Below are 25,799 nucleotides of genomic sequence, written 5' to 3'. Positions count from 1 at the left end.
TCTGTCTTAGGGTGCCGATGGTCCGGGTGCAATCACACCAGCGCCGCACAGGCGAAAAACAGCACAGGCAGCAGGCCCGCATCCCGGTTCGACCGGAACAGTCGCAACAGCCCGCCCATGTCATCCGGCGCAAAGCGCGCCAGTTGCCAGCGCATGTGCAACAGCATCGCCAGCGGGCCACCCAGCGCCACGAGAGTGGGGGCGATATCCGCCCCCGCCGCACGGGTCGCCGCAAGAACGGCAATCACCATCAGGGCGGTCGTGCCATACATGAAACCCGTCAGCCAGCCGGGGCTGTCATTGCCGAAAAGCCGCGCGGTGGATTTGACGCCGATCAGGGCGTCATCCTCGGTGTCCTGATGTGCATAGATCGTGTCGTAGAACAGCGTCCAGGCGATCCCGGCGACATAAAGGATCACCGCGGGCCAGCCCAGGCTGCCGGTATGGGCCGTCCAGGCCAGCAGCGCGCCCCAGTTGAAGGCCAGCCCCAGAAAGACCTGCGGCCACCAGGTGAAGCGTTTGGCGAAAGGATAGACCGCCACCGGAGCCAGGGCGATGATTCCCAGCACGATCGCGGCGGTGTTGAAGGTCAGCAGGATGCAAAAGGCAATCAGCGCCTGCGCGATCATCCATCCGGCCGCCTGTTTTGCCGTGACCTGCCCCGACGGGATCGGCCGCGACCGGGTGCGCGCCACCGCCGCGTCGAACTCGCGATCGGTGATGTCGTTCCAGGTGCAACCCGCGCCGCGCATCAGGAATGCCCCCAGCGCACAACCCGCGAAGATCCACAGATCAAACAGCCGCGCCTGTCCATCGTGCAGGATGGCCAGCGTCAGCCCCCACCAGCAAGGCAGCAGCAGCAGCCAGGTCCCGATCGGCCGGTCTGCCCGGCTCAGCCGCAGATAGGGGCGCGTGGCTGCGGGCGCCAGCCGATCCACCCAATTGCCGCGCACGGCATCGGCAACCTGTCCTTTGGCCTCTGGCGTCTGGTCCGGCGCGGTCATATTGTCTGCCTCATGAATGATGCGAAAATCCGCCTCTATGTAGACCAACCGCTGGGTGCGGGGCAAACCGTTCCTCTGGACCGTGACAAGGCGCATTACCTTTTCGGGGTCATGCGGCTGTCGGAAGGGGCCGGGGTGCTGTTGTTCAACGGGCGCGACGGCGAATGGCTGGCCCGCGTGGCCGAGGCGGGCAAGCGCGGCGGCCTGTTGCACTGCGAGGCGCAGACGCGTCAGCTGCGGATGCCGCCCGACCTGTGGCTGCTGTTCGCGCCGATCAAGAAGGCGCGCACCGATTTCATCGTGGAAAAGGCGGCCGAGATGGGCGCGGCCCGGATCGTGCCGGTGCAGACCGATTTCACCAATGCCGAACGTATCCGGCAGGACCGGCTGCAAGCCCATGCCGTCGAGGCGGCAGAGCAATGCGGCGGCACTTTCGTGCCTGAAGTGGCGGATCTTGTCAGGCTGGACCGTCTGCTGGCGGGCTGGCCCGAAGGCCGGCAGCTGATGTTCTGCGACGAAGGGTTCGCCGATGGTGGCGCGGCCACGGCGCCTTCCGCGCCCCTGCCTTGCCGCGCATCCGGCCAGCTTCCGCAACCCTGGGCGATCCTGATCGGTCCGGAGGGGGGATTTTCCCCGTCCGAACGTGCGCGGCTGCACAGCCTGCCCTTTGCCCATCCGGTCAGCCTTGGCCCCCGCATCCTGCGCGCCGATACCGCAGCGGTCGCGGCGCTGACACTGTGGCAGATGCGGCTGGGCGACTGGGACCAAACGGCATGAGCTTCCTGCGCCCCGAGGCGACAGCCCTGCTGCGCCGCTGGCGCGGCGTGCTTGGCGGCGGCGCCGTCGCGGCGATCGGCCTGTGGTGGATATTCACCAGCTATGGCGTGCTTGGCTGGATCGGCTGGGTGGTGCTGGCGGCAGGGGGGGCGCTGGCGTTCACGGGGCTGCAACGGATACGGTTTGCGACCGGTCAGGACGGGCCGGGCGTGGTCAGCATCACAGAAGGTCAGGTGGCCTATTTCGGACCCCTAACCGGGGGCGTGGTGGCCTTGTCGGAACTGGCGCGGCTCGAGATCGACCATGGCGCAAAGCCCGCCCATTGGCGTTTGCATCAGCCCGGTCAACCGCTGCTGGAGATCCCTCTGACCGCCCAGAATGCCGGTGCGCTTTTCGATGTCTTCGCCGCTCTGCCTGGCCTGAACACCGAACGGCTTTTGACGCAGATGCACCCGCATGGGGCGCACATCGTCGTGATCTGGCAGCGCGATGCGCCGCTTGCGCGATTGACACCGCCGCGCTGACGCGGCACTCCTGCCCACTGAACACACGCGCAAGAGAATTCGGAGAGCCCAGCATGTCCATCCCTCAGTCCGGCGGCGGGCCGATCGAACACCATTCCCAACTGGCCGAATACCTGGCGTCGGGCTGCAAGCCCAAGCAAGACTGGCGTATCGGGACCGAGCATGAAAAATTCGGCTACTGCAAGGACAGCCTGCTGCCCATCCCCTACGAGGGGCCGCGCTCGGTGCGTGCCGTGCTCGAGGGGTTGCGTGACGCCCATGGCTGGGCGCCGGTCGAAGAGGCGGGCAAGCTGATCGGCCTGGTGAAGGATGGCGCGAATGTCAGCCTCGAGCCGGGCGGCCAGCTGGAGCTGTCGGGCGCCGCACTCGAGACCATCCACGAGACCTGCGACGAGGTGAACCAGCACCTGCGCGAGGTCAAGGATGTGGCCGACAAGGTTGGCGTGGGCTTCATCGGCCTGGGCGCCGCGCCGGTCTGGACCCACGACCAGATGCCGCAGATGCCCAAGGGGCGTTACAAGCTGATGACCTCCTACATGGACCGGGTCGGCACCATGGGCAAATCCATGATGTACCGGACCTGCACCGTGCAGGTGAACCTCGATTTCGCCTCGGAACCGGATATGGTCAAGAAGCTGCGCGTCGCAATCGCGCTGCAACCCGTGGCCACCGCGCTTTTTGCCAACTCGCCCTTCTTCGAAGGCAAGCCGAACGGTCACAAAAGCTGGCGCAGCCGGATCTGGCGCGATCTGGATGCGTCCCGTACGGGCATGTTGCCCTTCGTCTTCGAGGATGGTTTCGGCTTTGAACGCTATGCCGAATACGCGCTCGATGTGCCGATGTATTTCGTCTATCGCGACGGCAAGTACATTGATGCGCTGGGCATGTCCTTCCGCGACTTCATGGCGGGTAAACTGCCGGCCCTCCCGGGCGAGACGCCGACGCTGAGCGATTGGGCCGATCACCTGACCACTGCCTTCCCAGAGGCGCGGATCAAGAAATACATGGAAATGCGCGGCGCCGATGGCGGGCCCTGGCGCAGACTTTGCGCGCTTCCCGCATTCTGGGTCGGGTTGATGTATGATCAATCGGCGCTGGATGCCGCCTGGGATCTCGCCAGGGGCTGGGATGCCGAAACCCGCGAAGGCCTGCGTGTCGCGGCCAGCGTGGACGGGCTGCAGGCGCGGGTTGGCGACATCAGGATGCATGATCTGGCGCGCGAGGTTCTGGCCCTGTCAGAGGCGGGGCTGAAGGCGCGTGCGCGCGCCGGCGCCGGGGGTCTTGTGCCGGACGAGACCCATTTCCTCAATGCGCTCAAGGACAGCATCGAGACCGGCAAGACGCCTGCCGACGAGCTGCTGGAAAAGTATCACGGTGAATGGCACGGAGACCTGTCCCGGATCTACGCCGAATACAGCTACTGACAGGCGCGGCTGGCGCCCCTGTTTCTGCTTGCGTGAAATATCCTCGGGGGGCGTCCCGCAGGGACGTGGGGGGCAGACAGCCCCCCATCCTGACCTGTGCGTCTATTTCTGTCCGATCCTGGTCTCGGTGCCTGCGCGCAAACGCGTGATGTTGTCACGGTGCCGCCAGAAGATCAGCAGCGTCAGAATCGCGCCCATGACAAGCGCCTGACCCTCACCCAGCAGCACCATCCAGAAGGTTGACAGCGCGGCAGCGACCAGCGCCGCCAGCGACGAGGTGCGACCGATGGCGGCAACGGCAAGCCATGTGGCGCAGACGGCCAGGCCCACGGGCCAGGCCAGTGCCAGCACCAGCCCGATATAGGTCGCAACCCCCTTGCCCCCCCTGAAGCGCAGCCAGACCGGGTAGCAATGGCCCAGCATCGCCGTCAGACCCGCAATCTGAGCGGCATCTTCCCCCGCCATCGCCCGCGCCAGCAGAACCGCGACAGCGCCCTTGCCACCGTCCAGCAAAAGGGTCAGCGCGGCCGCTTTCTTGCTGCCGGTCCGCAGCACGTTGGTCGCGCCGATATTGCCCGAACCGATGTCGCGCAGATTGCCAAGCCCCATGGCGCGGGTCAGCACCATGCCGAAAGGGATGGACCCCAGCAGGTAGCCGATCACGGCCCACAGGATCAGAAGCGTCGGGGATGTTTCGATCAAAGGCATCACAGGTCTCCGAAGACGCAGGTGCCATGGACATAGGTCGCGCGCACCTTGCCTTGCAACCGCGCCCCGTCGAATGGCGTGTTTTTTGATTTCGAACGCAGGGTGAACCGGTCAAGCACGAAAGGCGCATCAGGGTCGAACAGCACCAGGTCGGCAGGTGCGCCCACAGCCATCCGCCCCTGCGGCATGCCCAGCCTTTTGGCAGGGTTCAGGGACAGGGCCCGGAACAGCTGCGCCAGCGTCAGCTCGCCTGAATGGTGCAGCCGCAGTGCGGCGGGCAGCAGGGTTTCAAGACCTACCGCGCCTGATGCGGCCTCCTCGAAGGGAAGGCGCTTGCTTTCCTCGTCCTGGGGGGTGTGCATGGAGCTGATCGTATCGATCAGACCGTCGCGCAGGGCCTCGATCACGGCCAGCCGGTCATCCTCGGCGCGCAGGGGCGGCTTGACCTTGAAGAAGGTGCGATAGTTCGCCAGGTCCAGCTCGTTCAGCGTCAGATGGTGGATCGACGTGCCCGCGGTGATGTCCAGCCCGTTGCGCTTGGCGCGCATCAGGGCGGGCAGGGCGCGGGCGGTGGTGATCTGGTCGGCGTGATAGCGCGCGCCGGTCATCTCCAGCAGGGCGATGTCGCGATCCAGCCCCATGCGCTCGGCCATGGGCGACACCGCAGGCAGACCCCGCAGGCTGGCGAATTTGCCGCTGGTCGCGCAGGCCCCTTCCGACAGGCCGGGGTCCTGGGGATGTCCGATCACCAGCGCGCCAAGGCTGCGCGCATAGGTCAGCGCGCGCGACAGAACCTTGGTGTTGCGTACCACGTGATCGCAATCGGTAAAGGCCACGGCGCCTGCATCCATCAGGAACCCGATCTCGGTCATCTCGCGGCCTTCGCGGCCCTTGGTCAGGGCGGCCATGGGCAGGACGCGGACGGGCGCGGCTTCGTTCGCGCGGCGCGTGACGAATTCCAGCGTCTCTGGGCTGTCAATGGCCGGGGTCGTGTCGGGCCGCGTGACCATGGTGGTCACACCGCCTGCCGCCGCGGCAAGGCCGGCCGAGCGGAACGATTCCTTGTGCCGTTCGCCCGGTTCGCAGACTTTCACGCCTATATCGATGATGCCGGGCGCCAGGCAGGCGCCGCGACCGTCAATGACCTGCGCCCCTTCGGGCACGGCGACTTCGGCGCCCATGGCGGCGATCCGCCCGTCAACGATCAGCAGCGATCCCGGCGAGACTGTCCCGGCTTCGGGGTCGATCAGGCGGACATTGGTCAGAAGTGTGCCTGTCATGCGGCCCCCCGGTCTGTAACATCAGCGCTGTCTTACCCTGCACGGCCCGTCCGGTCCAGCGGGATAAAGGGGCCGCAGATTGGCGATGTTCCATCGTGGGACACTTGCAGAACAGAACGATTACAATGGGTTGGCGGCGCTTTTTTGGGAAATCCTGGCGGTTTCGCGGGGTTTGGCGGGTGTGACGGGCGGCTGGAATGGCAATGGCAGGGTCCCAGTCGGAGCGTCATGCATCCTGTGGCCAAAGCCGGTTTCGCGCCCCAAGCGCGTTTCCGGTTGTCAGGTCGAACCTGTGATGGCTACCCTATGGATTGCCAGCCTGTCAGATAGGATATCCCCATGACCGCATTGCTTGTCGTAGACGAAACGATCACGAATTCCGCGGTGTTCGACGATTACAAGCGCGCCGTCGTTCCAACGATCGAAAAGTTCGGCGGTCGTTTTCTTGCGCGGGGTCCGGAGTTGGAGGTTCTGGAAACAAGCGGAAGATGGGAACCTGACCGCTTGGTCATCATCGAGTTTCCGGACATGGCGGCTTTGAAAGCCTGGTATCACAGTGCCGACTATGCGTCGGTGAGAGAACTTCGCTTTGCATCGGCGACATCGACACTTGTGGCCATGGATACAAGCCCCACCGGTCAAAAGGCCTGAAAGGCCGTTACCTTCACATAGCCAAGACGCGTTCACCCCGCAAAGCTGAACACCGCCCCGACGCCTGCGATAAAGGTGGCGATGCCCCAGACGCAAAGGGGCGTTTCAGACCGGCCAACGCGCCAAGGATCTGCACGGCAGACAACACTATTGCCGCAAGTAAAAGTGCCACTATGGCCTGTTTTCCTGAAAGTCGCGGCCCTTCCAGAGCGCGCATTGTGATGGTGAAAAGCCAGACGGGCCTGTTGCGACCGGGCGTGTGTCCCGCCCACTCAGCCTTTGGCCCCGGTCATCGCGCGTTCGATGCGCGCGCGGGTGGCAGTGCTATCGGCCTGATACTTGATCAGGTGCTTGTCGCCGCCATGGGTCACGATCTGCACCGCCGAGCCGAGTTTGTTCAGTGTCTTGATCCGGGCCAGCGGCACCGCGCGGCTGCCGGGGCCGAGCAGGCGGCTGTCGGTCAGGTCCCAGCGGGCGGCCAGTTCGTCGGAGGCGATGTAGATCGCACGCACCGCCACCGCCGCCAGCCCGCCAACTGCGCCGGTCCAGACATGGGGGTTGCCGATGACCCACAGGATCGCCATGCCAATGGCCATCGCGGCGGCGGCCATCCATGCATGATCGCGCCAATAGGTCGCGCGGTCGGGGCTGAAACTGTGCTGCACGGTCTCGCCCGTGGCCAGCGGGGTCGTGGGGGTCATCGCGTGGATATGCCCGGTTTCCATCACCCGGACATCCAGATCACAAGCCCGGTCAGCACAAAGAGCACCAGCAGGGCGACCATCGCGATCCGGCCCGACATGGCCGCATCCGAGACCGGCTTGCGCCCGCCCGTCAGCGGCGCGCCTTTGGCACCGCCCGTAGGCAGGGGGTCGAAGATCACGGGTGGCCGATCCTCGGTGAACAGGCCCAGAAAGCTCAGCTTGTCAGAGTGTTTCAGATCCGCCGGCTTGCCGCCGAATGCGCCGGCCAGCAGGATCAGAACCTGCCCGCCCTCGTTCTCCAGCAGGGCACGCTGCGGCGCGATCTGCGCCGGGGGGATGCCAAGCCCCTCTTCCATGTAGCCGGTCAGCCCGATGTCGCCCAGTTGTGCCACGTCGAAGATTTCGACATGGGTCTCGTCCAGGTGATCGACGCCCAATTCGGCCAGCAGCGGCCAGTGCACCTGGCCTTCGGCATCCTGGTGGCGCGCCGTCATCCGGGCGATCTCGGCCTCGGTGCCGCGCAGGCCGAACAGGCGCACGGTGCCGAATTCTTCGGCGCGGACATGCAACGGACCGGTCATACCATCACACCGCGTGTGCTGCGCGCGGCGCGCAGGTTGCGCGCCAGCAGGTCCATCGCGGCCATGCGGACGGCCACGCCCATTTCCACCTGTTCCTGGATGACCGAGCGGTTGATGTCATCGGCCAGGGTGCCATCAATCTCGACCCCGCGGTTCATCGGGCCGGGGTGCATCACGATCGCATCGGGTTTCGCATAGGTCAGCTTTTCGGCATCGAGGCCGAAACGGTGGTAATATTCGCGCTCGGAGGGGATGAAGCCGCCATCCATGCGTTCCTTCTGCAGCCGCAGCATCATCACCACGTCCACATCCTGAAGCCCGGCGCGCATGTCGTCATAGACCTCGACCCCGAAATCGGCGATGCCCGCCGGCATCAGGGTGGGCGGTCCGATCAGGCGGATGCGGTTCTCCATCTTGCCAAGCAGAAGGATGTTGCTGCGCGCCACGCGGCTGTGGGCGATGTCGCCGCAGATCGCGATGTTCAGCCGGTGCAGGCGCCCCTTGGCGCGGCGGATCGTCAGCGCGTCCAGCAGGGCCTGGGTGGGATGTTCGTGCCGCCCGTCGCCCGCGTTCAGCACGGCGCAGTTCACCTTCTGGGCCAGCAGATCGACCGCCCCGGAATGGGGATGGCGCACGACCAGGAGATCGGGGTGCATCGCGTTCAGGGTCATCGCCGTGTCGATCAGCGTCTCGCCCTTCTTGATGGAAGACGCCTGCATCGACATGTTCATCACATCCGCGCCCAGCCGCTTGCCGGCCAGTTCGAAACTGGCCTGGGTGCGGGTCGACGCCTCGAAGAACATGTTGATCTGGGTCAGACCTGCCAGAACGTCGCCATGTTTCACCTCGCGCCGGTTCAGGGCGACATATTGATCGGCCAGATCCAGAAGGGTGGTGATTTCCAGCGGGGCCAGCGGTTCGATCCCCAGCAGATGTCTTTGGGCGAAACTCATGCGGGACTCCTTGGGTTCATGGCCTGCTTATAGAAAGACCGCGCGGATCGGGCAAGGATGCGTGGCATGCTTTCGCTGCCCCATCCGGCGGGATAGAGTGACGGCATGGAATCGGGACTGGATCATCGCAGCGCAAGGGCGCTTCTGGACTGGCATATCGCGCTGGGCGCGGATGAGTGCATCCAGGACAGCCCTGTGAACCGCTATGAGTTGCCGGATGCGGCGCCGGTTTCGGCGCGCAAGGTGGCCGCTGCCGCTGTGGCCGCGCCCGAGGCGCCGCGCATGCCGCAGGCGGCAAGGGTTGTGCCGATGGCGCAGGTCGATCCCGTCGCCGAGGCGCGACGCGCGGCCGATGCGGCCGCTGACCTGCCCGCCCTGCGTGCCGCGATGGAAGGGTTTGCGCTATGCGACCTGAAACGCGGGGCGCGCAATTTCGTGTTTGCCGATGGGGTGCCGGGCGCGCGCGTGATGATCGTGGGCGAGGCGCCTGGGCGCGAGGAGGATCTGGAAGGGCGGCCTTTCGTGGGGCCGGCCGGGCAGTTGCTGGACCGGATGCTGGCGGCGATCGGGCTTGCGCGCGATGCGGCGCAGGCGCAGGCCGTTTACATCACCAATGTCCTGCCCTGGCGTCCGCCGCAGAACCGTGACCCCGAAGCGGGTGAGATCGCCATGATGCGCCCCTTCCTTGAGCGGCATATCGCCCTGGCGCGGCCCGAGATCCTGATCCTGATGGGGAACCATGCCTGTGACGCGCTGTTGCATCGCAAGGGTATCCTGCGCCTGCGCGGCACCTGGGCCGAGGCCGCGGGCCTGCCCGTGATGCCGATGACCCATCCGGCCTATCTGCTGCGTAACCCTGCCGCCAAGCGCGAGGCCTGGGCCGATCTGCTGGCGATCCAAAGCCGGCTGCGGGGCGCGCAATGATCGTCGATCCCTGGGTGTTGCTGGCCTTTCTGCCGGCCGCACTGGCGCTGAACCTGACGCCGGGGGCCGACATGATGTTCTGTCTGGGCCAAGGGCTGCGGGCTGGGCCACGTGCCGCGATTGCGGCCAGCGGTGGGATCGCGCTGGGCGGGCTGTGCCATGCGGCGATTGCGGGTCTGGGCCTGAGCGCGCTGATCGCCGCCATGCCGGGGGCGCTGGACGTGATCCGCTGGATCGGTGTGGCCTATCTGCTGACGCTGGCGGTGCAGGCGCTGCGCGCGGGCCCGATCCGCATGGCGGATGCGCGTCAGGTCCGCCCCCGCGTGGCGTTCCGTGCCTTTGGCCAGGGGCTGGTGGTGAACCTGACCAATCCCAAGGTGATCCTGTTCGTGCTGGCCTTCGTGCCGCAATTCGTGGATCCCGCGCGCGGCGCGGTGCTGGCGCAATTCCTGATCTATGGCGCGGTGCTGTCGCTGGGCGGTTTCATCATCAATGGCGCGGTGGGCGTCTTTGCCGCAGGGGCGGCGGGGCGTCTGGCGGGTAACCCTCGGCTGGCCCGGATGCTGGGGTGGATCAGCGCCGGGATCTTCACCGGCCTCGCCCTTCGGCTGGCCTTGATGCAGAAAGGATGACCCATGTCCCGTATTGACGAGAGCAAGGAATTCGTGCCGGTGCGGATCGCGGTTCTGACCGTGTCGGACACGCGCGAGGCTGCGGATGACCGTTCGGGCGACACGCTGGTCGAGCGGCTGACCGCCGCCGGGCATATCCTGGCCGCGCGCACAATTATCCGCGATGAACGCGCCAAAATCGCGCAACAATTACGTGAATGGATCGCCGATCCTGCAATAGACGTGATCATTTCCACGGGTGGCACCGGCCTGACCGGGCGTGATGTGACGGTCGAGGCGCATCGCGATGTCTATGAAAAAGAGATCGACGCCTTCGGCACGGTCTTTACCATCGTGTCGATGAAGAAGATCGGAACCAGCGCCGTGCAAAGCCGTGCGACGGCCGGCGTGGCGGGGGGCACCTACCTCTTCGCGCTGCCCGGAAGCCCCGGCGCCTGCCGCGATGCCTGGGACGAGATATTGGCGCTGCAACTGGATTACAGGCACCGTCCCTGCAACTTCGTCGAGATTTTTCCACGGCTGGAAGAACACAAGCGACGGAAATAGCGCGCTGTGGCGTATCAGACGTGCAAGGTGTGGCGTCACGGGCTTGTGGCTTGGCAAGCGCCACGATCCCGCTAGGCTATGCGGCCGGGGCTTGGCCCCTGATTGCAAGGATCGAAAGACGATGCGGTTTCTGCGCCGGGGCCTGAGCGGCCTTTTCCTGATCTTCCTGACGCTGGCCCTTCTGGTCATGGCGGGACAGACCCTGCGCGACGCCGTGCAGGACCGCATGTCGCGCGACGCCCGGATGCCCGAGGCGCGCGAGCGGCTGTTTTCGGTGAACGTGACGACGGCGGAAGCGGCGGATGTGATCCCGGTGCTGACCGCCTATGGCCAGGTGCAAAGCCGCCGCACGCTGGAGATCCGCGCGGCGACAGGCGGCACGGTGCAGGAAATCGCGCCGGAGTTCGTCGAAGGTGGCAGCGTGACCGAAGGCCAGGTTCTGGTGCGGATAGATCCTGCCGCCGCCCAGGATACCCTGGCGCGTGCCCAGGCCGATGCGCGCGACGCCGCCGCCGAGGCGCGCGATGCCGCCGTGGCGCTGGATCTTGCGCGGGCCGAGTTGCTGGCGGCCGAGGACCAGACCGCCCTGCGCGAACGCGCCGCCCTGCGGCAGCGTGATATCGCGGCGCGCGGCATCGGCTCGGACGCGGCTGTGGAAACCGCCGAACTGGCCGCAAGTGCGGCGCGTCAGGCGGTTCTGGCCCGACGGCAGGCGATCGCGCAGGCCGAGGCGCGGCTGGCCCAGTCCGAGACCCGGCAAGAGCGCGCCGCCATCACCCTGGCCGAGGCAGAGCGGCGGCTGGAAGATACGGTGATCCGCGCCCGGTTTTCCGGTGTTCTGACGGGTGTCAGCCTTGTCGAGGGGGGGCTGGTGTCGGCCAATGAACAGCTGGGTCAGCTGATCGACCCCGACAGCCTGGACGTGGCGTTCCGTGTGTCGACCGCGCAGCATGGCCGGCTGCTGGATCCGCAGGGGCGTCTGGCCGATCTGCCGGTGCGGGTGCGTCTTGAGGCTTTCGGGATGGATTTGCTGAGCAGGGGCCGCCTGACCCGTGACAATGCGACGGTGGCCGAAGGGCAGTCGGGCCGCCTGATCTATGCCGCGCTGGATGATCCGGGCGGTTTGAAGCCCGGTGATTTCGTCACGGTCGAGGTGGACGAACCTGCCCTTTCGGATGTGGTGCGCCTGCCGGGATCGGCGATGGACAGCGCGGGCACGGTGCTGGCGCTGGGCGAAGGCGACCGGCTTGAGGTGTTGCCCGTCACCCTGCTGCGGCGGCAGGGCAATGACATCCTGGTTGCGGCCGCGGGTCTTGAGGGGCGCGAGATCGTGACCCGGCGCACCCCGTTGCTGGGGGCCGGGATCGGCGTGCGCCCGCTGCGCGCGACCGATGCGCCGGACGATCAGGCGCTGGCCGCCCCTGCCGCGCCCGAACTGCTGGAACTGACAGCCGAGCGCCGCGCCCGGCTGGTGGCCTTTGTCGAAGGCAATACCCGTATGCCCGCCGAGATGCGTAGCCGCCTGCTCGCCCAGTTGCAGGCCGATCGCGTGCCCGCCGCCGTGGTGCAGCGGCTTGAACAGCGGATCGGGGGCTGAGCGCGATGGTGCGCGGCATCCCCCCCGTCGCCAGTGGCATCCTGTCCTATTTCACGCGGCACAGAACCGCCGCGAACCTTCTCTTGGTCCTGATGGTCGTGGCCGGGCTGGCGGCGGCGCCCAACATGCGGGCGCAGTTCTTTCCCGATGTGGTTGTCGATGACGTGACCGTCAGCGTGGCCTGGCAGGGTGCCGGGGCCGAGGATGTGGACAATGCCATCGTGCAGGTGATGGAACCGGCGCTTCTGTCGGTGGAAGGGGTGGCGTCTTCCTCCTCCTCCAGTCGTGAGGGGCGCGCGTCGATCCGGCTGGAGTTCGAGCCGGGTTGGGACATGGGGCGCGCGGCCGAGGATGTGCTGGCGGCGGTCGACCAGGTCACGACCCTGCCCGACGAGGCCGAGGAGCCGCAGGTCCAGCGTGGCATCTGGCGTGACCGCGTGACCGATGTGGTGATCACCGGCCCGGTCGGGGTGGACCAGTTGGCGCGCTTCGCGGACGAGATGGTGACGCGGCTTTTCGCGGAAGGCATCACGCGGACCACGGTGCGCGGGGTGGCGGCGCCTGAAACGCTGGTCGAGGTCGCCTCGGTCAAGTTGATGGCGCATGACATCTCCATCGCCGAAATCGCGGCCGTCATCGCGGCCGAGGTGACGGCCGATCCTGCCGGTGACGTGACCGGCGCGAATGCTCGGGTTCGCACCGGGTCGGGGCGCACCGCGCCCGACCAGATCGCGCAGCTCGTGCTGCGCTCGAACGCGGATGGATCCGTCTTGCGCCTGTCGGATGTGGCGCGGATCGAAAAGCTGGGCGTGGACCGGGAGCGTGGTTATTTCGTGGGCGACAACCCGGCCATGACGATCCGGGTGGACCGCTCTGCCAGTGGCGATGCGATCCGCGCGCAGGCGCTGGTCGAGCAGGTGGCGGCACAGTTGCAGGCCACCTTGCCCGCGGACGTGACGGTCGATCTGATCCGCACCCGCGCCGAACAGATCACCGGGCGTCTGGACCTGCTGATCACCAACGGGCTGACGGGGCTGGCTCTGGTCGTGGGCTTGCTGTTTCTGTTCCTGAATGCGCGCACTGCCTTCTGGGTGGCGGCGGGCATTCCGGTGGCGATGCTGGCGGCGATCGCGCTGATGTATGCCTTCGGGCTGACGCTGAACATGATCAGCCTGTTCGGGCTGATCATCACGCTGGGGCTGGTGGTGGATGACGCCATTGTGGTCGGCGAACATGCCGATGCGCGCTACCGGATGGGCGAGTCGCCCGTCGTGGCCGCCGAGAACGCCGCGCGGCGCATGGCAATGCCGGTCTTTGCCGCGATGCTGACCACGGTCATTGCCTTTTTCGGGCTGGTGGTCATCGGCGGGCGGATGGGCAGCCTGATCGCGGACATTCCCTTTACCGTGATCGCCGTGCTGGCGGCATCCTTGGTGGAGTGTTTTCTGATCCTGCCGAACCACATGGCCCATGCCTTGGCCCATGCGGTCAGGGATCACTGGTACGACCTGCCCAGCCGCGCCGTGAACCGGGGTTTCAACTGGCTGCGCGACCGGGGCTTCCGGCCGCTGATGGGCCTGGTGGTCAGGGCGCGGTATCCGGTGCTGGCGGGGATGATCCTGTTGCTGGCGGTACAGGTGGCGTCGCTGGTGCGGGGCGACGTGCCCTGGCGCTTTTTCAACTCGCCCGAACAGGGCAGCGTGACGGGTAATTTCGCGATGCTGCCGGGGGCCAGCCGCAGCGACACGCTGGCCATGATGCAGGAAATGCAGCGCGCCGCCGGTGCGGTTGCCGCAAGATACGAGGCTGAACACGGCCGCAATCCCATCGCCTATATGATTGCGGAAATCGGTGGCAACTCGGGCCGGTCCCTGCCCGGCGCCGAGGATACCGAGGCCGATCTGCTGGGCGGGCTGTCGATCGAGATGATCGACCCCGATCTGCGGCCCTATTCGTCCTTCGCCTTCGTGGCCGATCTGCAGGAGGCGGTGCAGATGCATCCGCTGGCCGAAACCGTCAGTTTCCGGGGCTGGCGGTCCGGCCCGGCGGGTGAGGCGCTGAACGTGCAGTTCTACGGCGCGACCGCAGAGGGGTTGAAGACGGCGAGCGAGGCGCTCAAGACCGAGTTGGCGCGTTTCCCCGAAGTGTCGGCGGTCGAGGATACGCTGGCCTATGACAAGGAAGAGCTGATCCTTGAACTGACGCCGCAGGGGCAGGCCATGGGCTTTGCCATCGACGATCTGGGCCGGGTGCTGCGGCACCGGCTGAACGGGCTTGAGGCCGCGACCTATCCCGAAGGGCCACGCAGCGCGGCGATCCGGGTGGAACTGCCCAGGGATGAGCTGACGGGCGATTTCATGGAGCGGATGTTGCTGCGCGCGCCCTCGGGTGCCTATGTGCCGCTGGCCGATATCGTCAGCGTCGCCGCGCGGGACGGGTTTTCGACCGTGCGGCGCGAGAATGGCCTGCGGGTGATCACCGTGACGGGCGACATATCCGAGGATGATCCGGCCCGTGCCGCCGCCGTGATGCAGGCGCTGCAGGATGATATTCTGCCGCGCATCGCGTCCGAGATGCAGCTTGAATACCGTCTGGCGGGGCTGTCGGAACAGGAGGATGCGTTCCTGTCCGATGCGCGCACGGGGCTGATCCTGTGCCTGACGGGGATCTATCTTGTGCTGGCCTGGATCTTCGCCAGCTGGACACGGCCCGTTGTGGTGATGGCCGTCATTCCTTTCGGGCTTGTCGGCACGATCTGGGGGCATGCGCTGTGGGATGTGCCGATGTCGATGTTCACCATCGTGGGGCTGCTGGGCATGACCGGGATCATCATCAACGATTCCATCGTGCTGGTCACGACCATCGACGAAAAGGCACGGGAACGCGGGTTGACCCCGGCGATCATCGACGGGGCGGCGGACCGGCTGCGGGCCGTGATGCTGACGACATTGACGACCGTGCTGGGTCTTGCGCCCTTGCTGTACGAAACATCGTCGCAGGCGCAATTTCTCAAGCCGACGGTGATCACGCTGGTTTACGGCCTGGGTTTCGGAATGGTGCTGGTCCTGTTGCTGGTCCCGGCGCTGATGGCGATCCAGCAGGATGTGGCGCGCCAGGTCAAGGCGTTGCGGCGCGGGCTGCGGCAGCGGCGCATCGCGCTGCCGCTGGGGCTGACCGCCGCCCTGGGCCTGATCTGGTTGGGCGCCACCCTGGGCATGGTGGTCTGGCAGGGCGCCTTGCCATCCGCTTTGACAGGGGTTCTGCCGGGGCTGGCGCAGGGGGCGCCGATGATGGCGGCGCTGTTGCTGTTTCTTGGGGGTGTTGCGGGGCTGCTGTTGCTGGTCTTCGCTGCCATCGTGCTGTGGCAGGCAAGCCGACCGGACGACAAGCCGCGCGCGACCTGATCATTCCGCAGCCGCCCGCCTCTGTCCGCGTGATCCCCCGCGTGGCCCAACCCGATCTGGTCCAACCCGATCTGGCCCGTATCCGGTCCAGCCCGTACCTGGTCTTGCCTGTGCCCGGTCAGTTCGCCGTGCAGCCCTGAATGTCGACCGCCCGTTCGGCCCCCAGAACCGTCATCCTGAGGCCGGAGCGATCCAGCGCGAAGGCCTGGCCTGACACATGGACAAGTTCGGTGACCGCGCTCAGGGTCCGGCCCTGCCGGGCGCTTTCGGTTTCGGCGACCCAGACCAGGGGATCGGAGGTTTCGACCAGGACGGTCTCGGTCCCGCCGGCGCTGGGCATGTCGATCTCGACCGAAAGGCGCAAGCCGTCGCTGATCGGGCTGAGGGCGCATGTCACCTTGCCGACATCCGCCTGGGCTGCCGTGATCGGCTGATCGGCCAGCGCCGCCCTGATCATCGCCTGTTGCGCGTCGCTGCCCCGTGCGGGTAGGTCCAGCGCCAGGTCGAAGTCGACAGGTACGCAGATCGTATTGCAGATGCCGATCTGTATCCGGCCCGAAAGGCGGGCGGGCTGGGTCGCATCCTGCGGCACGACCATCAAGGGCAGAACAAGCTCATCCGCATAGCCGACGGTCTGCATCCCGTTCTGGGTGAAAACAGCGGGCGTGGGCCAGATCGGGCTGACCGATGCCAGGTTATGGGCGCTGTGAAAATCCATCGCGGGGGGAATGCCGGCGTCGCCCGGAGCACGCCAATAGGTCTTCCAGCCGGGCGCCAGCGCAAGATGCAGCGCGGCGATGTGATGCCCGTCGGAGGTGACCCAGCCTGGAAGAACCTGGATGCGGACCATGTCCCCAGGGCTGTCGCTACCTGCCGTCGCTGGCATGGACAGCCCGGCAGCGAGAAGGAACGCAAGCGCCAGGCGCAGGGCGAGGGGGGGCAGCAGATGTATCATGAAAGGGTGATGCGCGAATCCCGGAACAAGGACAACTCACATTCAGGCGATTTTACCGTGTTGTGATCCAACGGTGACCCCATCTGGCGCTGGTCCGTCTTGGGACGGCTTTGTCTGGCGGGTCCCGTCGCGGCTCTGGGCCATCTGGGGTTGCGGCAGATGCCTGCTTGCCTGCCGCCGATTTGGGATGCAGTCTGGCAACAGGCAGGATGGGACATATATCCGAACCATGGGCAAGACGGATCCGACATCAGCGGACAAGAGCAGACCGGGGGGCGCCGAGAGGCTGGACCTGACCGGCAAGCTGCTGATCGCCATGCCCGCGATGGAAGACCCGCGATTCGCCAGGTCCGTGGTATTTCTGTGCGCCCATTCCGCCGATGGGGCGATGGGGTTGATCATCAACAAACCTGCCGCCGATCTGAGCCTGCGCAGCCTGCTGGAGCAGGTGTCGGTCAGCATTGCGCCAGGCCTTGCCGACCGGCCTGTCCATTTCGGAGGTCCTGTCGAACATGCGCGTGGCTTCGTTCTGCACTCGGGCGACTACCGCTCGCGCGTGACCACGCTGGAGGTGGCGGGCGGTTTCGGGATGACCGCCACGCTGGACGTGCTGGAGGATATTGGCGCCGGCCATGGACCGGCGCGCGCCATCGTGGCGCTGGGCTATGCGGGATGGGGGCCCGGGCAGCTGGAATCCGAGCTGGCGCAGAATGGCTGGCTGACCGTGGATGCAACCGCAGAGCTGGTGTTCGATACGGCGGATGCAGTCAAGTGGGATGCGGCGTTGCGCCGGTTGGGCGTGGATGCGCTGGCGCTGTCTTCGGCATCCGGGCGCGCCTGAGGCGGCGTGCGGATGCGCTCCGCGCGGGGATATTTGGGGCAAGAAGAAACGGGCGCTGCGCCACTCAGGGGCGGGGGGCGGCGGCGCGACGCAACCTGTCATTGATCGCGCGACCCAGCCCGGTTTCGGGGATCGGGGCCACTGCGATGCGCCCTGCCGCCCGCGCATCCAGCGCATGCAGATGCGGAAAGAGATTGGCCGCCGCTTCGGTCAGTGAGCCCGAGGGCGACAGGTTCAGATCGCAATCCATCGCGCCGAAACCCAGCATCAATTCGCCAGCGGTGGCGGATGTCGCGTTGAGGCGCAGCAGCGCGTCGGGGGCGTAATGCGATTCCATCTGTCCCGGCGCGGTCAGCTTGCGCGGAGTGATGTCGTGATCGAGTGGCTGGCCAAGGCAGGCTTCGATCCGTTCGGCGGGCAGGCCGCCGTGGCGCAGCAGCGTAGGTTCGCCCGTCAGGCCCAGGATCGTTGATTCAAGACCCACGGGGCAGGGGCCGCCGTCCAGCACCGCGTCGACGCGCCCGTCCAGCCCCGCCATCACATGGGCTGCTGTCGTGGGGCTGATCCGGCCGGACGGATTGGCCGAGGGGGCCGCGACAGGGCCGCCGAATGCCGAGAGCAATTGTTGCGCCAAAGGGTGTGCGGGCACGCGGATCGCCAGGCTGGGAAGGTCTGCGGTCACCAGGTCCGAAAGCCCTGAATCCGCGCGGATCGGCAGCACAAGGGTCAGCGGGCCGGGCCAGAAGGCGCGGGCCAGGGTATCGGCCTGTTCGGTCCAGTCGACATAGCGGCGGGCGGCTTGCGCGCTGGCCACATGCACGATCAGCGGGTTGAAGCGCGGCCGGCCCTTGGCCTCGAAGATGCGGGCCACGGCAAGGCTGTTGCGCGCATCGGCGCCCAGGCCATAGACGGTTTCGGTGGGAAAGGCGACAAGATCCCCCGCTGCCAGCAGGTCGGCGGCGCGGGCGATACCGGCCGCATCAGGCTGGAGCAGTTCTGTCCTTGTCATGCTGTCTTGTCCAATGACGCCGCGTTTCGGTTGAAGGTCGCGGCACTTAGGTTCACGCTACGGAACTACCGTTGCATACAAGTGCCGTGCGTCTTTGCCAAGCTTTCGGCTGCAGGGCCGTGGCGCGTGACCAGCGGCCAGAAGGAGACGACCGATGACCTACCGCGCCCCCGTCGAGGAATTCCGCTTCATCTTCAACCATGTGGCCGATATCGGCCGGGTCACGGCCACGGACCGTTTCGCCGATGCGACGGCGGATGTGACCGATGCGATCCTGACCGAGGCGGGAAAGCTGTGCGAGGACAAGCTGGCGCCCCTGCAGCGCACCGGCGATCAGCATCCCGCGCGGCTTGAGAATGGCAAGGTCCGCACCACCCCCGGTTTCGCCGAAGCCTATGCCGCCATCGCTGAAGGCGGCTGGGTGTCGATCGCGGCCAGCCCCGATTTCGGGGGCATGGGGTTGCCGATGACGGTGACCACGGCGGTGAACGAGATGATGAGCGGCGCCTGCCTGTCGCTGCAACTCAACCCCTTGATGACACAGGGCCAGATCGAAGCGCTGGAGCATCACGCCAGCGATGCGATCAAGGCGCTTTACCTGCCGAAGCTGGTCACCGGCGAATGGTGCGGCACGATGAACCTGACCGAGCCGCAGGCGGGCAGCGATGTGGGCGCGCTGACCTCCAGGGCCGTGCCGAATGGCGATGGGACCTATGCGATCACCGGGCAAAAGATCTACATCAGCTGGGGCGACAATGATTTCAGCGCCAATGTCTGCCATCTGGTGCTGGCGCGTCTGCCCGATGGCAAGCCTGGCACCAAGGGGATCAGCCTTTTCCTGGTGCCCAAGCTGATCCCGGATGCCACTGGCAATCCCGGCGTGGCCAACAGCCTCAAGGTTGTCAGCCTCGAGCACAAGATGGGCCTGCATGGCAGCCCGACCTGCGTGATGCAGTACGAGGGCGCGACCGGCTGGCTGATCGGCAAGGAACATGACGGCATGGCCGCCATGTTCACGATGATGAACAACGCCCGCCTTGGCGTGGGCTGCCAGGGGATCGGCGTGGCTGAGGCCGCGACCCAGCATGCGCTGGCCTATGCGGCGGACCGGCGGCAAGGACGCACGCCCGTGGGTGAAGGGCGCGGCCCGATCCTGGATCATGCCGATGTGCGGCGTATGCTGCTGACCATGAAGGCCGATACATTTGCCGCGCGTTCCATCGCGCTGGCCTGTGCCGTGGCGATCGACATGACCACTGCCACGGGGGATGCCGACTGCAAGGCGCGCGCCGCGCTGCTGACGCCCATCGCCAAGGCTTTCGGCACGGATGTGGGGATCAGCGTGGCCGACATGGGCGTGCAGGTGCATGGCGGGATGGGCTTTGTCGAGGAGACGGGCGCCGCCCAGTTTTGCCGCGATGTCCGCGTGACCGCGATCTACGAGGGCACCAACGGCATCCAGTCGATGGACCTGGTGGGACGCAAGATGATGGATGGCGGCGAGGCCGCCTTTCGTCTGCTGGACGAGATCGAGGCCCATGCCGAAACCGCCCGCGCGATCCATCCCGTGATGGCCGAGAAGGTCTGGCAAGCCACCGAATCGCTGCGCGAGGCGGTGGAATGGCTGGTGTCCCAGGCTGACATGACAACCCGTTTCGCCGGATCGGTGCCGTTCCTGCGCGCCTTCGCCCGGGTGCTGGGCGCGCATTATCACCTCAAGGCTGCGCTGGCCGAGGGTGGGGAAGGCCCGCGTGTCAAGTTGGCGCGGTTCTACGTGAACCGGCTTTTGCCGGAACACCAGGCGCTGCTGGTGCAGGCGATGGCGGGGGCGGATGACCTCTATGCCATGACTGCCGCAGAGTTGTGCGCGTGATGGACGGCACGGTCGGCGGCATCCGCTACCCCTGGGAGGCCGCCCCGGCGACCGGCGCGGCGCTTGAGGTCGCACCGGGGGTGTTCTGGATCCGTCTGCCGCTGCCCATGGCGCTGGATCACGTGAACATCTACGCGCTGGACGAAGGCGATCACTGGACCATCGTGGATACCGGGGTGCATTCGCGCAAATCCGTCGCCCTGTGGGAGGAACTGCTGCAAGGCGCGCTGGGCGGCAAGCCCGTGGGCCGGGTGATCCTGACCCATCATCATCCCGATCACGTGGGTATGGCGGGCTGGCTGATGCAGCATCAGGGGGCCGCGCTGTGGACGACGCGGACGGCCTGGCTGATGGCGCGGATGCTGATCCTGGATGCCGAGGAGCGGCCCAGCCCGCAGGCCCTGGCCTTCTGGCGCAAGGCGGGGATGGATGCGGAGATCTACGAAAAGCGCAGCAACGAACGCCCCTTCAACTTTGCCGATATCGCGCATCCCCTGCCGGTGGGCTACACCCGCGTGCAGCAAGGCGATGTGATCCGGTCGGCGGGGCGCGACTGGGACGTGCATATCGGCGCGGGCCATGCGCCCGAACACCTGACGCTGTGGAGCAGGGATTGCAACCTGGTGATCTCGGGCGATCAGATCCTGCCGTCGATCAGCCCGAACATCGGCGTCTATGCGACCGAACCCGAGGCGGACCCCTTGGCGGACTGGCTGGAAGCCTGCGAACGCCTGGCAGGTCTGGCGCGCGAGGATCATCTGGTGCTGGGCGGTCACAAGCTGCCGTTCACGGGCCTGCCGTTCCGCATGCGTCAGCTGATCGACAACCATCACGGGGGCCTGCGCCGCCTGCTGGCGCATCTGGACCAGCCGCGCAAGGCGGGCGCCTGCTTTGCGCCGCTGTTCAAGCGCCGCATTGATGCGGGAACCTATGGTCTTGCACTGGTCGAGACAGTTGCGCATCTGAACCATCTGCATAGACTCGGACATGTGACGCGGACACTGGACGCGGAGGGGGCCTGGCTCTGGCGGGCGGTGCGCTGAGCCCCCGTTCGGTCCGGAAGGGGGGGCAGCGATGGAAACCAAGATCAGCACCGTGGCGGAATCGAACGAGCGTGATCCGGTGATCCCGCGCCGCTGCGATCTTCGCGCCGATGCCGATGAGGCCGCCATCGACAAGGTCATTCAGGATCTGGATTCGGTCGATCCTGAGAACAAGAGCGAGGCCGAGTGGGCCTATGAGCGGCTTGTGATCTACATCCAGGAGTTCGAGGAGCAGCTGGACAACCAGCACGAGGTGGCCATGGGATTCGCGGGCAGCGAGGCCGGTATCCTGCAGATCGAGGGGATGGGATTTTTCGACCCCGATATCCTGACCTTCTACGGCACGGATGAGGCCGGCGTGCAGACCCAGCTGATCCAGCATGTCAGCCAGCTGAGCGTGATTCTGCAGGCCATGCCCAAGTCGGCCGAGGCAGAGCCGCCCAAGCGCATCGGTTTCCGGCTGGCGCGGCGGCTGGACAAGGGCTGAGGCGTCACGGCGCGCGAATTTCGCCCCTCTGCGCCGTTTTGACTGGATGACATGCGGAAAAAATTACGGTATCCGCTGGCCTGACAGGTGCCCGCAGGGCACGGGAACCGCAAGCAGAGGAAGACACCGATGGCCGAACACAAGCATGGCGAGATGAACGTTGACGTGCAGGAAAAGACCTTTGAGGGCTTTGTAACCTTCACCATCCGGTCCATTATCGCGATCATCGGCATCCTGCTGTTCATGGCGCTGGTCAACAGCTGATCTGAAGTTTTTCGGGCAGTCAGGCTTTCAGGGGTTACTGATGTCAGTGTCACGCATCCTGCTGGCCTTTGGCCTTGTCGCCGCGATGGGGGCTTGCGCGCCGCAGCCGCAGCCTTCCCAGTCGCTGCCCGATGACCAGATCGCGGCCCAGGTCTATCGTCACGATGGGCCGCCGTCGCTGACCCTTTACACGATGGTCAACAATTCCAACGGGTCTGGGGCGCATACCTCCTTGATGGTCAATGCCAGCCAGCGGGTCATCTTCGATCCGGCGGGATCGTTCCGGCATCCGCGCATCGCGACCAAGAATGACGTGGTCTATGGCGTGACCCCGGTGATGGAAGACACCTATACCCGCTTTCATGCGCGCGAGACGTTTCATGTGATCGTGCAGCAGGTCGAGGTGTCGCCCGAGGTCGCCGAGGAGGTGCTGCGCCGCATCCTTGTCGCGGGGCCTGTCCCGCGCGCGCAATGCGCGCTCAGCACCTCAAGCCTGTTGCGGGATGTGCCCGGACTTGACGGCGCGATTCGCACGACATGGTTTCCCAACCAGCTGGCCGATCAATTCGGCAGCCTGCCTGGCGCGACGACACAGCGGCTTTACGAATATGACGATGCTGACAGGTTCAAGGCGCTGGAATCCTTCGATCCAGACCGTGTGAAAGCCTCGCGCGCGGCACAGGACGCAGACAAGGCCGAATAAGGCCGGGCGCGTCGCGCCAGTTCAGCCCAGCAGGTAGAGCATCAGATACAGCATGCCCGCGCCGGAAAAGATCGCGGCCAGTACGTTCTTGGTCAGATAGCCGACGGTCAATGTGGTCAGCGCCGCCATCAGGCGCGGCATGTCCAGCACCCCGTCCGTGGCATTCGGCCAGACCACCAGCGGTGCGACCAGGCCGGGCAGGACCGCCACGGCGGTATAGCGCAGATGGCGCATGATCCAGTCGGGCATGGGGCGGTTGCCGATCAGCCCCAGGAAGGCGAAGCGCAGCGCGAAACTGCCAAGCCCCAGCAGGATGATCACGGTCCAGAGCGTCCCTTTGGCGATGATCGGATCGGTCATGCCCGCACCCTCCGTTCCATCCAGAGTTCGACCTGTGCGCCCACCATCATGCCGCCGATCCCCGCGATGATCAGGCCAAGGTTGAAGGGCACGAAGGCAAAGCCAAGCGCCAGCACCACGGATGCGATGGCCGCGGCCTTGTGCGCCAGTGTACGCAGCGCGGGGGCGATCATCGCGATGAAGGTGATGGGCACCGCGAAATCCAGTGCCAGCCCTGCCGGCATCGACGATCCGATCAGCGCACCGGCGACGGTCATGGCGTACCACACCGGGATGACCGGGGTGACGGCGCCAAAATAGAAGGCCATCTTTTGCCGGGGCGTCCAGTCGTGATTGCGCTCATAGGCCAGGATCGAACAGGCATAGGATTGATCGACCATCACATAGGCGGCCAGTGCCCGCTGCCAGAGCGGTGTGGCCCCCAGATGCGGCGTCAGCGAGGCGGAATACATCGCCATCCGCAGGTTCACCGCCAGCGCCGAGGCAAGGACAATCACCGTGGGCGCGTTTTCCTGCATGAGTTGCAGCGCGGTGAATTGCGCCGCACCCGCAATCACGACCACCGAAAAGGCCAGCGTTTCCCAGACGTTCAGGCCCGCCTCGGTCGCGACGACACCGAACAGCAGCGCAAATGGCGCAACGACCAGGATGAAGGGCAGCCCGTCGCGGACGCCTTCCCAATAGGCGGAATGTGGGGTGGTGACGGTCATCATGGGCCTTTGGATCAGGACGTGACACACCCCTAAGGCGTGCTTGGAGGAGATTCAATTGCCGATAGAGCAGGGGCAGGAGGCGCTGGCGGCCGGCCGTAGCGGGCAAAAGGCGCGCGCGGGGCGGCACAGCGCGGGATCACCGGACAGCACCGCCACGTTGCCTGCCCCGGGGTCAGTCGAAGATGCCCGCGACCCGGCCCAGCAGCATGAAGGCGCGGGCCGTGCGGGTGTTGGACAGGTCCGAGATCTCGGCATCCGTCGCATCGCGTTCAAATTCGGTGAACATCTTGTCGAAGCGGCGCAGGAAGTGATGGGCCGCATCGCGAAAGATCGGGTCCTGCTTCATGCGCCCGACGGTCAGCGCCAGCGAGGAGCGGTCCCTGATGCCGCCCAGCGCCGCGATGGCGCGGCCCCTTTCGCCCCCGGCGAAACGACGCCAGATCTCGGGGCGGGCCATGTCGGGGCGCAGGTCGTCCATATAGATGCCATCCTGCGACAGCAGCGTCAGCACATCCTGGCTGGCCTGGACAAGCTGCGCCGCCTGACGGTCGCGCAAGGCCTTCCTCAGGGCGGCAAATCCGGCCTCGTCCTCGGCGGTTTCGGGGAAGTTCAGGGCCCGGATGAAATCCTCGCGCGACAGGGGCGGCCCGATTTCCTCGGCTGGGGTTCCCAGCGGCAGCGCGGCCTGATCTTCGGCCGTGGCTTTTGCCTGTGCCTCGGGCCGGGGGCGCAGGGGCGTTGCCTGCGCGCGGCTTGAGGTGAACTTGGCCAGTTCGGTTTCCGTCTTTCGGGTGGCGGCGGCGATTTCGTCCAGCTTGCGGGCGACAGAGGGTTCGGTCCCCAGGGCGCGGCCCTGTGACTGCGCCACATAGGCCTGGCGGATCGCGTCGATGGCGGCCTGCAGGCGCTGGCTTTCCTCGCGCATCACGCGGCTGGCCCGCGCCGCGGTGGCGGACACCCAGATCATCGCCACGGGCATGAAAATCGCCAGCATGGTCATCATGAACCGCAGCGCGCCACTTTCGTCCGGCGCGTCTGCTGCCGGGACCAGCATGAAAAACAGCCCGCAGAGAATCAGCCAGACGAATGACAAGGCGACCGCGACCACCTCGACCGAGGTGATCTGCGCCGTGCGCGCACGGTCATAGATCCCGAGCGGAGTCGATTTGCCGTCGTTCTTGCCGACCATGAGCCAGTTATTCCCTGCAAAAACGGGTCAGATATAGGCGATCTTTACAATCTCGTAAGACTTCTCACCGCCCGGTGTACGCACCTCGACGGAATCGCCCTCATCCTTGCCGATCAGGGCACGCGCGATGGGCGAGCGGATGTTGAGCAGCCCTTTTTCGATGCTGGCCTCATGTTCGCCAACGATCTGCCAGGTCTTTTCCTCGTCCGTATCCTCATCCACAAGCGTCACGGTCGCACCGAACTTGATCGCGCCGGACAGGGATTTGGGGTCGATCACCTCGGCCAGCGAAATGATACCCTCAAGCTCCTTGATGCGGCCTTCGATGAAGGACTGCTTTTCGCGCGCCGAATGATATTCCGCGTTCTCGGACAGGTCACCATGCTCGCGCGCTTCGGCAATCGCCTTGATGATGGCGGGACGCTCGACGGATTTGAGCTGTTTCAACTCGGCCTCAAGTGCTGCGTGACCTGCGCGGGTCATGGGTATCTTTTCCATCGAACGGGTTCCGTCTAACTGGTCTGCGGGAAGGGGTCGGGTTTGCAATTGCGCCTCGGTGCGCTACACCCTGCCCCAGGGCGCACAGGCATTGCAATAGTCGAAGCCATGATGCGGCGCAACAGTGCCAATCTGCCCCTGAACAGCGCTTTCGG

At 66.0% G+C, this 25,799-nt stretch carries 27 protein-coding genes; 15 read left to right on the top strand and 12 right to left on the bottom strand.

The window, feature by feature from the left end:
- Positions 1-32: 32 nt before the first annotated feature.
- Positions 33-1,004, bottom strand: coding sequence for a 4-hydroxybenzoate octaprenyltransferase (gene ubiA, locus ACFQ3C_RS13480; protein ID WP_380792786.1), 972 nt, complete (start codon positions 1,002-1,004; stop codon positions 33-35).
- Between the two features lie 12 nt (positions 1,005-1,016).
- On the opposite strand from ubiA, the gene ACFQ3C_RS13475 reads away from it, so the two are divergent.
- Genes ACFQ3C_RS13475 through ACFQ3C_RS13465 form a run of 3 tightly spaced genes read left to right on the top strand, consistent with a single transcriptional unit; the run spans position 1,017 to position 3,729 of the window.
- A complete protein-coding gene (locus ACFQ3C_RS13475; protein ID WP_380792783.1) occupies positions 1,017-1,781 on the top strand; it encodes a 16S rRNA (uracil(1498)-N(3))-methyltransferase in 765 nt (254 codons plus the stop codon).
- On the top strand, positions 1,778-2,305 hold the full coding sequence (locus tag ACFQ3C_RS13470; RefSeq protein WP_380792780.1) for a hypothetical protein: 528 nt from the start codon (positions 1,778-1,780) through the stop codon (positions 2,303-2,305). Before ACFQ3C_RS13475 ends, ACFQ3C_RS13470 begins: the two co-directional genes overlap by 4 nt.
- A gap of 53 nt (positions 2,306-2,358) precedes the next feature.
- A complete protein-coding gene (locus tag ACFQ3C_RS13465) occupies positions 2,359-3,729 on the top strand; it encodes a glutamate--cysteine ligase (protein WP_380792777.1) in 1,371 nt (456 codons plus the stop codon).
- A gap of 102 nt (positions 3,730-3,831) precedes the next feature.
- On the opposite strand, the gene plsY is transcribed toward ACFQ3C_RS13465, so the two are convergent.
- Both plsY and pyrC read right to left on the bottom strand, forming a co-directional pair.
- Positions 3,832-4,437, bottom strand: coding sequence for a glycerol-3-phosphate 1-O-acyltransferase PlsY (plsY, locus tag ACFQ3C_RS13460; RefSeq protein ID WP_380792774.1), 606 nt, complete (start codon positions 4,435-4,437; stop codon positions 3,832-3,834).
- Entirely contained in the window at positions 4,437-5,717 is a 1,281-nt protein-coding gene (gene pyrC, locus ACFQ3C_RS13455; protein ID WP_380792771.1) for a dihydroorotase, read from the bottom strand. Before pyrC ends, plsY begins: the two co-directional genes overlap by 1 nt.
- 339 nt (positions 5,718-6,056) lie before the next feature.
- On the opposite strand from pyrC, the gene ACFQ3C_RS13450 reads away from it, so the two are divergent.
- A complete protein-coding gene (locus tag ACFQ3C_RS13450) occupies positions 6,057-6,368 on the top strand; it encodes a DUF1330 domain-containing protein (protein ID WP_380792768.1) in 312 nt (103 codons plus the stop codon).
- Between the two features lie 272 nt (positions 6,369-6,640).
- Here ACFQ3C_RS13450 and ACFQ3C_RS13445 read toward each other — a convergent pair whose 3' ends face one another.
- From ACFQ3C_RS13445 to ACFQ3C_RS13435, 3 genes are read right to left on the bottom strand one after another with little or no spacing between them, the layout of a single operon-like run.
- Positions 6,641-7,069, bottom strand: coding sequence for a hypothetical protein (locus tag ACFQ3C_RS13445; RefSeq protein ID WP_380792765.1), 429 nt, complete (start codon positions 7,067-7,069; stop codon positions 6,641-6,643).
- A gap of 23 nt (positions 7,070-7,092) precedes the next feature.
- Positions 7,093-7,653 (bottom strand): hypothetical protein, encoded by a 561-nt coding sequence (locus tag ACFQ3C_RS13440; RefSeq protein ID WP_380792763.1) that lies wholly within the window; start codon positions 7,651-7,653, stop codon positions 7,093-7,095.
- Positions 7,650-8,606 carry an aspartate carbamoyltransferase catalytic subunit gene (locus ACFQ3C_RS13435; RefSeq protein ID WP_380792760.1) on the bottom strand — a complete coding sequence of 319 codons (957 nt, stop codon included), beginning with the start codon at positions 8,604-8,606 and terminating at the stop codon, positions 7,650-7,652. Before ACFQ3C_RS13435 ends, ACFQ3C_RS13440 begins: the two co-directional genes overlap by 4 nt.
- A gap of 105 nt (positions 8,607-8,711) precedes the next feature.
- Here ACFQ3C_RS13435 and ACFQ3C_RS13430 point away from each other — a divergent pair, with 105 nt between their 5' ends.
- The 5 genes from ACFQ3C_RS13430 (at position 8,712) to ACFQ3C_RS13410 (ending at position 15,709) form a co-directional block, all read left to right on the top strand.
- The gene (locus ACFQ3C_RS13430; protein WP_380792757.1) at positions 8,712-9,530 is read left to right on the top strand and encodes a uracil-DNA glycosylase; all 819 of its coding nucleotides are present in this window, start codon (positions 8,712-8,714) and stop codon (positions 9,528-9,530) included.
- Entirely contained in the window at positions 9,527-10,162 is a 636-nt protein-coding gene (locus ACFQ3C_RS13425) for a LysE family translocator (RefSeq protein WP_380792754.1), read from the top strand. The genes ACFQ3C_RS13430 and ACFQ3C_RS13425 overlap by 4 nt, the downstream gene beginning before the upstream one ends.
- 3 nt (positions 10,163-10,165) lie before the next feature.
- Positions 10,166-10,708 carry a molybdenum cofactor biosynthesis protein B gene (gene moaB / locus ACFQ3C_RS13420; RefSeq protein ID WP_380792751.1) on the top strand — a complete coding sequence of 181 codons (543 nt, stop codon included), beginning with the start codon at positions 10,166-10,168 and terminating at the stop codon, positions 10,706-10,708.
- 121 nt (positions 10,709-10,829) lie between these two features.
- The gene (locus ACFQ3C_RS13415) at positions 10,830-12,305 is read left to right on the top strand and encodes an efflux RND transporter periplasmic adaptor subunit (RefSeq protein ID WP_380792748.1); all 1,476 of its coding nucleotides are present in this window, start codon (positions 10,830-10,832) and stop codon (positions 12,303-12,305) included.
- Between the two features lie 5 nt (positions 12,306-12,310).
- On the top strand, positions 12,311-15,709 hold the full coding sequence (locus ACFQ3C_RS13410; protein WP_380792745.1) for an efflux RND transporter permease subunit: 3,399 nt from the start codon (positions 12,311-12,313) through the stop codon (positions 15,707-15,709).
- A gap of 118 nt (positions 15,710-15,827) precedes the next feature.
- Here the strand turns inward: ACFQ3C_RS13410 and ACFQ3C_RS13405 are convergent, their stop codons facing one another.
- Complete coding sequence (locus tag ACFQ3C_RS13405; protein ID WP_380792742.1) at positions 15,828-16,664, bottom strand: protein-disulfide reductase DsbD domain-containing protein; 837 nt, start codon at positions 16,662-16,664, stop codon at positions 15,828-15,830.
- 229 nt (positions 16,665-16,893) lie between these two features.
- On the opposite strand from ACFQ3C_RS13405, the gene ACFQ3C_RS13400 reads away from it, so the two are divergent.
- Positions 16,894-17,505 carry a YqgE/AlgH family protein gene (locus ACFQ3C_RS13400; protein ID WP_380792739.1) on the top strand — a complete coding sequence of 204 codons (612 nt, stop codon included), beginning with the start codon at positions 16,894-16,896 and terminating at the stop codon, positions 17,503-17,505.
- A gap of 64 nt (positions 17,506-17,569) precedes the next feature.
- Here ACFQ3C_RS13400 and ACFQ3C_RS13395 read toward each other — a convergent pair whose 3' ends face one another.
- Positions 17,570-18,514 (bottom strand): L-threonylcarbamoyladenylate synthase, encoded by a 945-nt coding sequence (locus tag ACFQ3C_RS13395; RefSeq protein WP_380792737.1) that lies wholly within the window; start codon positions 18,512-18,514, stop codon positions 17,570-17,572.
- 154 nt (positions 18,515-18,668) lie between these two features.
- On the opposite strand from ACFQ3C_RS13395, the gene ACFQ3C_RS13390 reads away from it, so the two are divergent.
- The 5 genes from ACFQ3C_RS13390 to ACFQ3C_RS13370 all read left to right on the top strand — a co-directional run bounded on the left by ACFQ3C_RS13390 (position 18,669) and on the right by ACFQ3C_RS13370 (position 22,884).
- Positions 18,669-20,387 (top strand): acyl-CoA dehydrogenase, encoded by a 1,719-nt coding sequence (locus ACFQ3C_RS13390; protein WP_380792734.1) that lies wholly within the window; start codon positions 18,669-18,671, stop codon positions 20,385-20,387.
- A complete protein-coding gene (locus ACFQ3C_RS13385; RefSeq protein WP_380792731.1) occupies positions 20,387-21,430 on the top strand; it encodes an MBL fold metallo-hydrolase in 1,044 nt (347 codons plus the stop codon). Before ACFQ3C_RS13390 ends, ACFQ3C_RS13385 begins: the two co-directional genes overlap by 1 nt.
- Before the next feature lie 31 nt (positions 21,431-21,461).
- Positions 21,462-21,917 (top strand): DUF6173 family protein, encoded by a 456-nt coding sequence (locus ACFQ3C_RS13380; protein WP_380792728.1) that lies wholly within the window; start codon positions 21,462-21,464, stop codon positions 21,915-21,917.
- A gap of 129 nt (positions 21,918-22,046) precedes the next feature.
- Positions 22,047-22,181 carry an aa3-type cytochrome c oxidase subunit IV gene (locus tag ACFQ3C_RS13375; protein WP_380792725.1) on the top strand — a complete coding sequence of 45 codons (135 nt, stop codon included), beginning with the start codon at positions 22,047-22,049 and terminating at the stop codon, positions 22,179-22,181.
- A 40-nt stretch (positions 22,182-22,221) separates the two neighbouring features.
- Positions 22,222-22,884, top strand: coding sequence for a hypothetical protein (locus tag ACFQ3C_RS13370; RefSeq protein WP_380792722.1), 663 nt, complete (start codon positions 22,222-22,224; stop codon positions 22,882-22,884).
- A 21-nt stretch (positions 22,885-22,905) separates the two neighbouring features.
- Here ACFQ3C_RS13370 and ACFQ3C_RS13365 read toward each other — a convergent pair whose 3' ends face one another.
- From ACFQ3C_RS13365 to greA, 4 genes are all read right to left on the bottom strand, one after another.
- Positions 22,906-23,244 (bottom strand): AzlD domain-containing protein, encoded by a 339-nt coding sequence (locus tag ACFQ3C_RS13365; RefSeq protein WP_380792719.1) that lies wholly within the window; start codon positions 23,242-23,244, stop codon positions 22,906-22,908.
- Positions 23,241-23,954 (bottom strand): AzlC family ABC transporter permease, encoded by a 714-nt coding sequence (locus ACFQ3C_RS13360; RefSeq protein ID WP_380792716.1) that lies wholly within the window; start codon positions 23,952-23,954, stop codon positions 23,241-23,243. The genes ACFQ3C_RS13365 and ACFQ3C_RS13360 overlap by 4 nt, the downstream gene beginning before the upstream one ends.
- A 175-nt stretch (positions 23,955-24,129) precedes the next feature.
- Positions 24,130-25,146 (bottom strand): hypothetical protein, encoded by a 1,017-nt coding sequence (locus tag ACFQ3C_RS13355; protein WP_380792713.1) that lies wholly within the window; start codon positions 25,144-25,146, stop codon positions 24,130-24,132.
- A gap of 27 nt (positions 25,147-25,173) precedes the next feature.
- A complete protein-coding gene (gene greA, locus ACFQ3C_RS13350; protein WP_068286145.1) occupies positions 25,174-25,644 on the bottom strand; it encodes a transcription elongation factor GreA in 471 nt (156 codons plus the stop codon).
- Positions 25,645-25,799 lie beyond the last annotated feature (155 nt).

Source organism: Seohaeicola saemankumensis (assembly GCF_042678485.1).
GTDB lineage: Bacteria > Pseudomonadota > Alphaproteobacteria > Rhodobacterales > Rhodobacteraceae > Seohaeicola > Seohaeicola saemankumensis.
The sequence above is the reverse complement of the archived record's forward strand: the minus strand, read 5'-3'. Positions and strand labels throughout refer to the sequence as shown.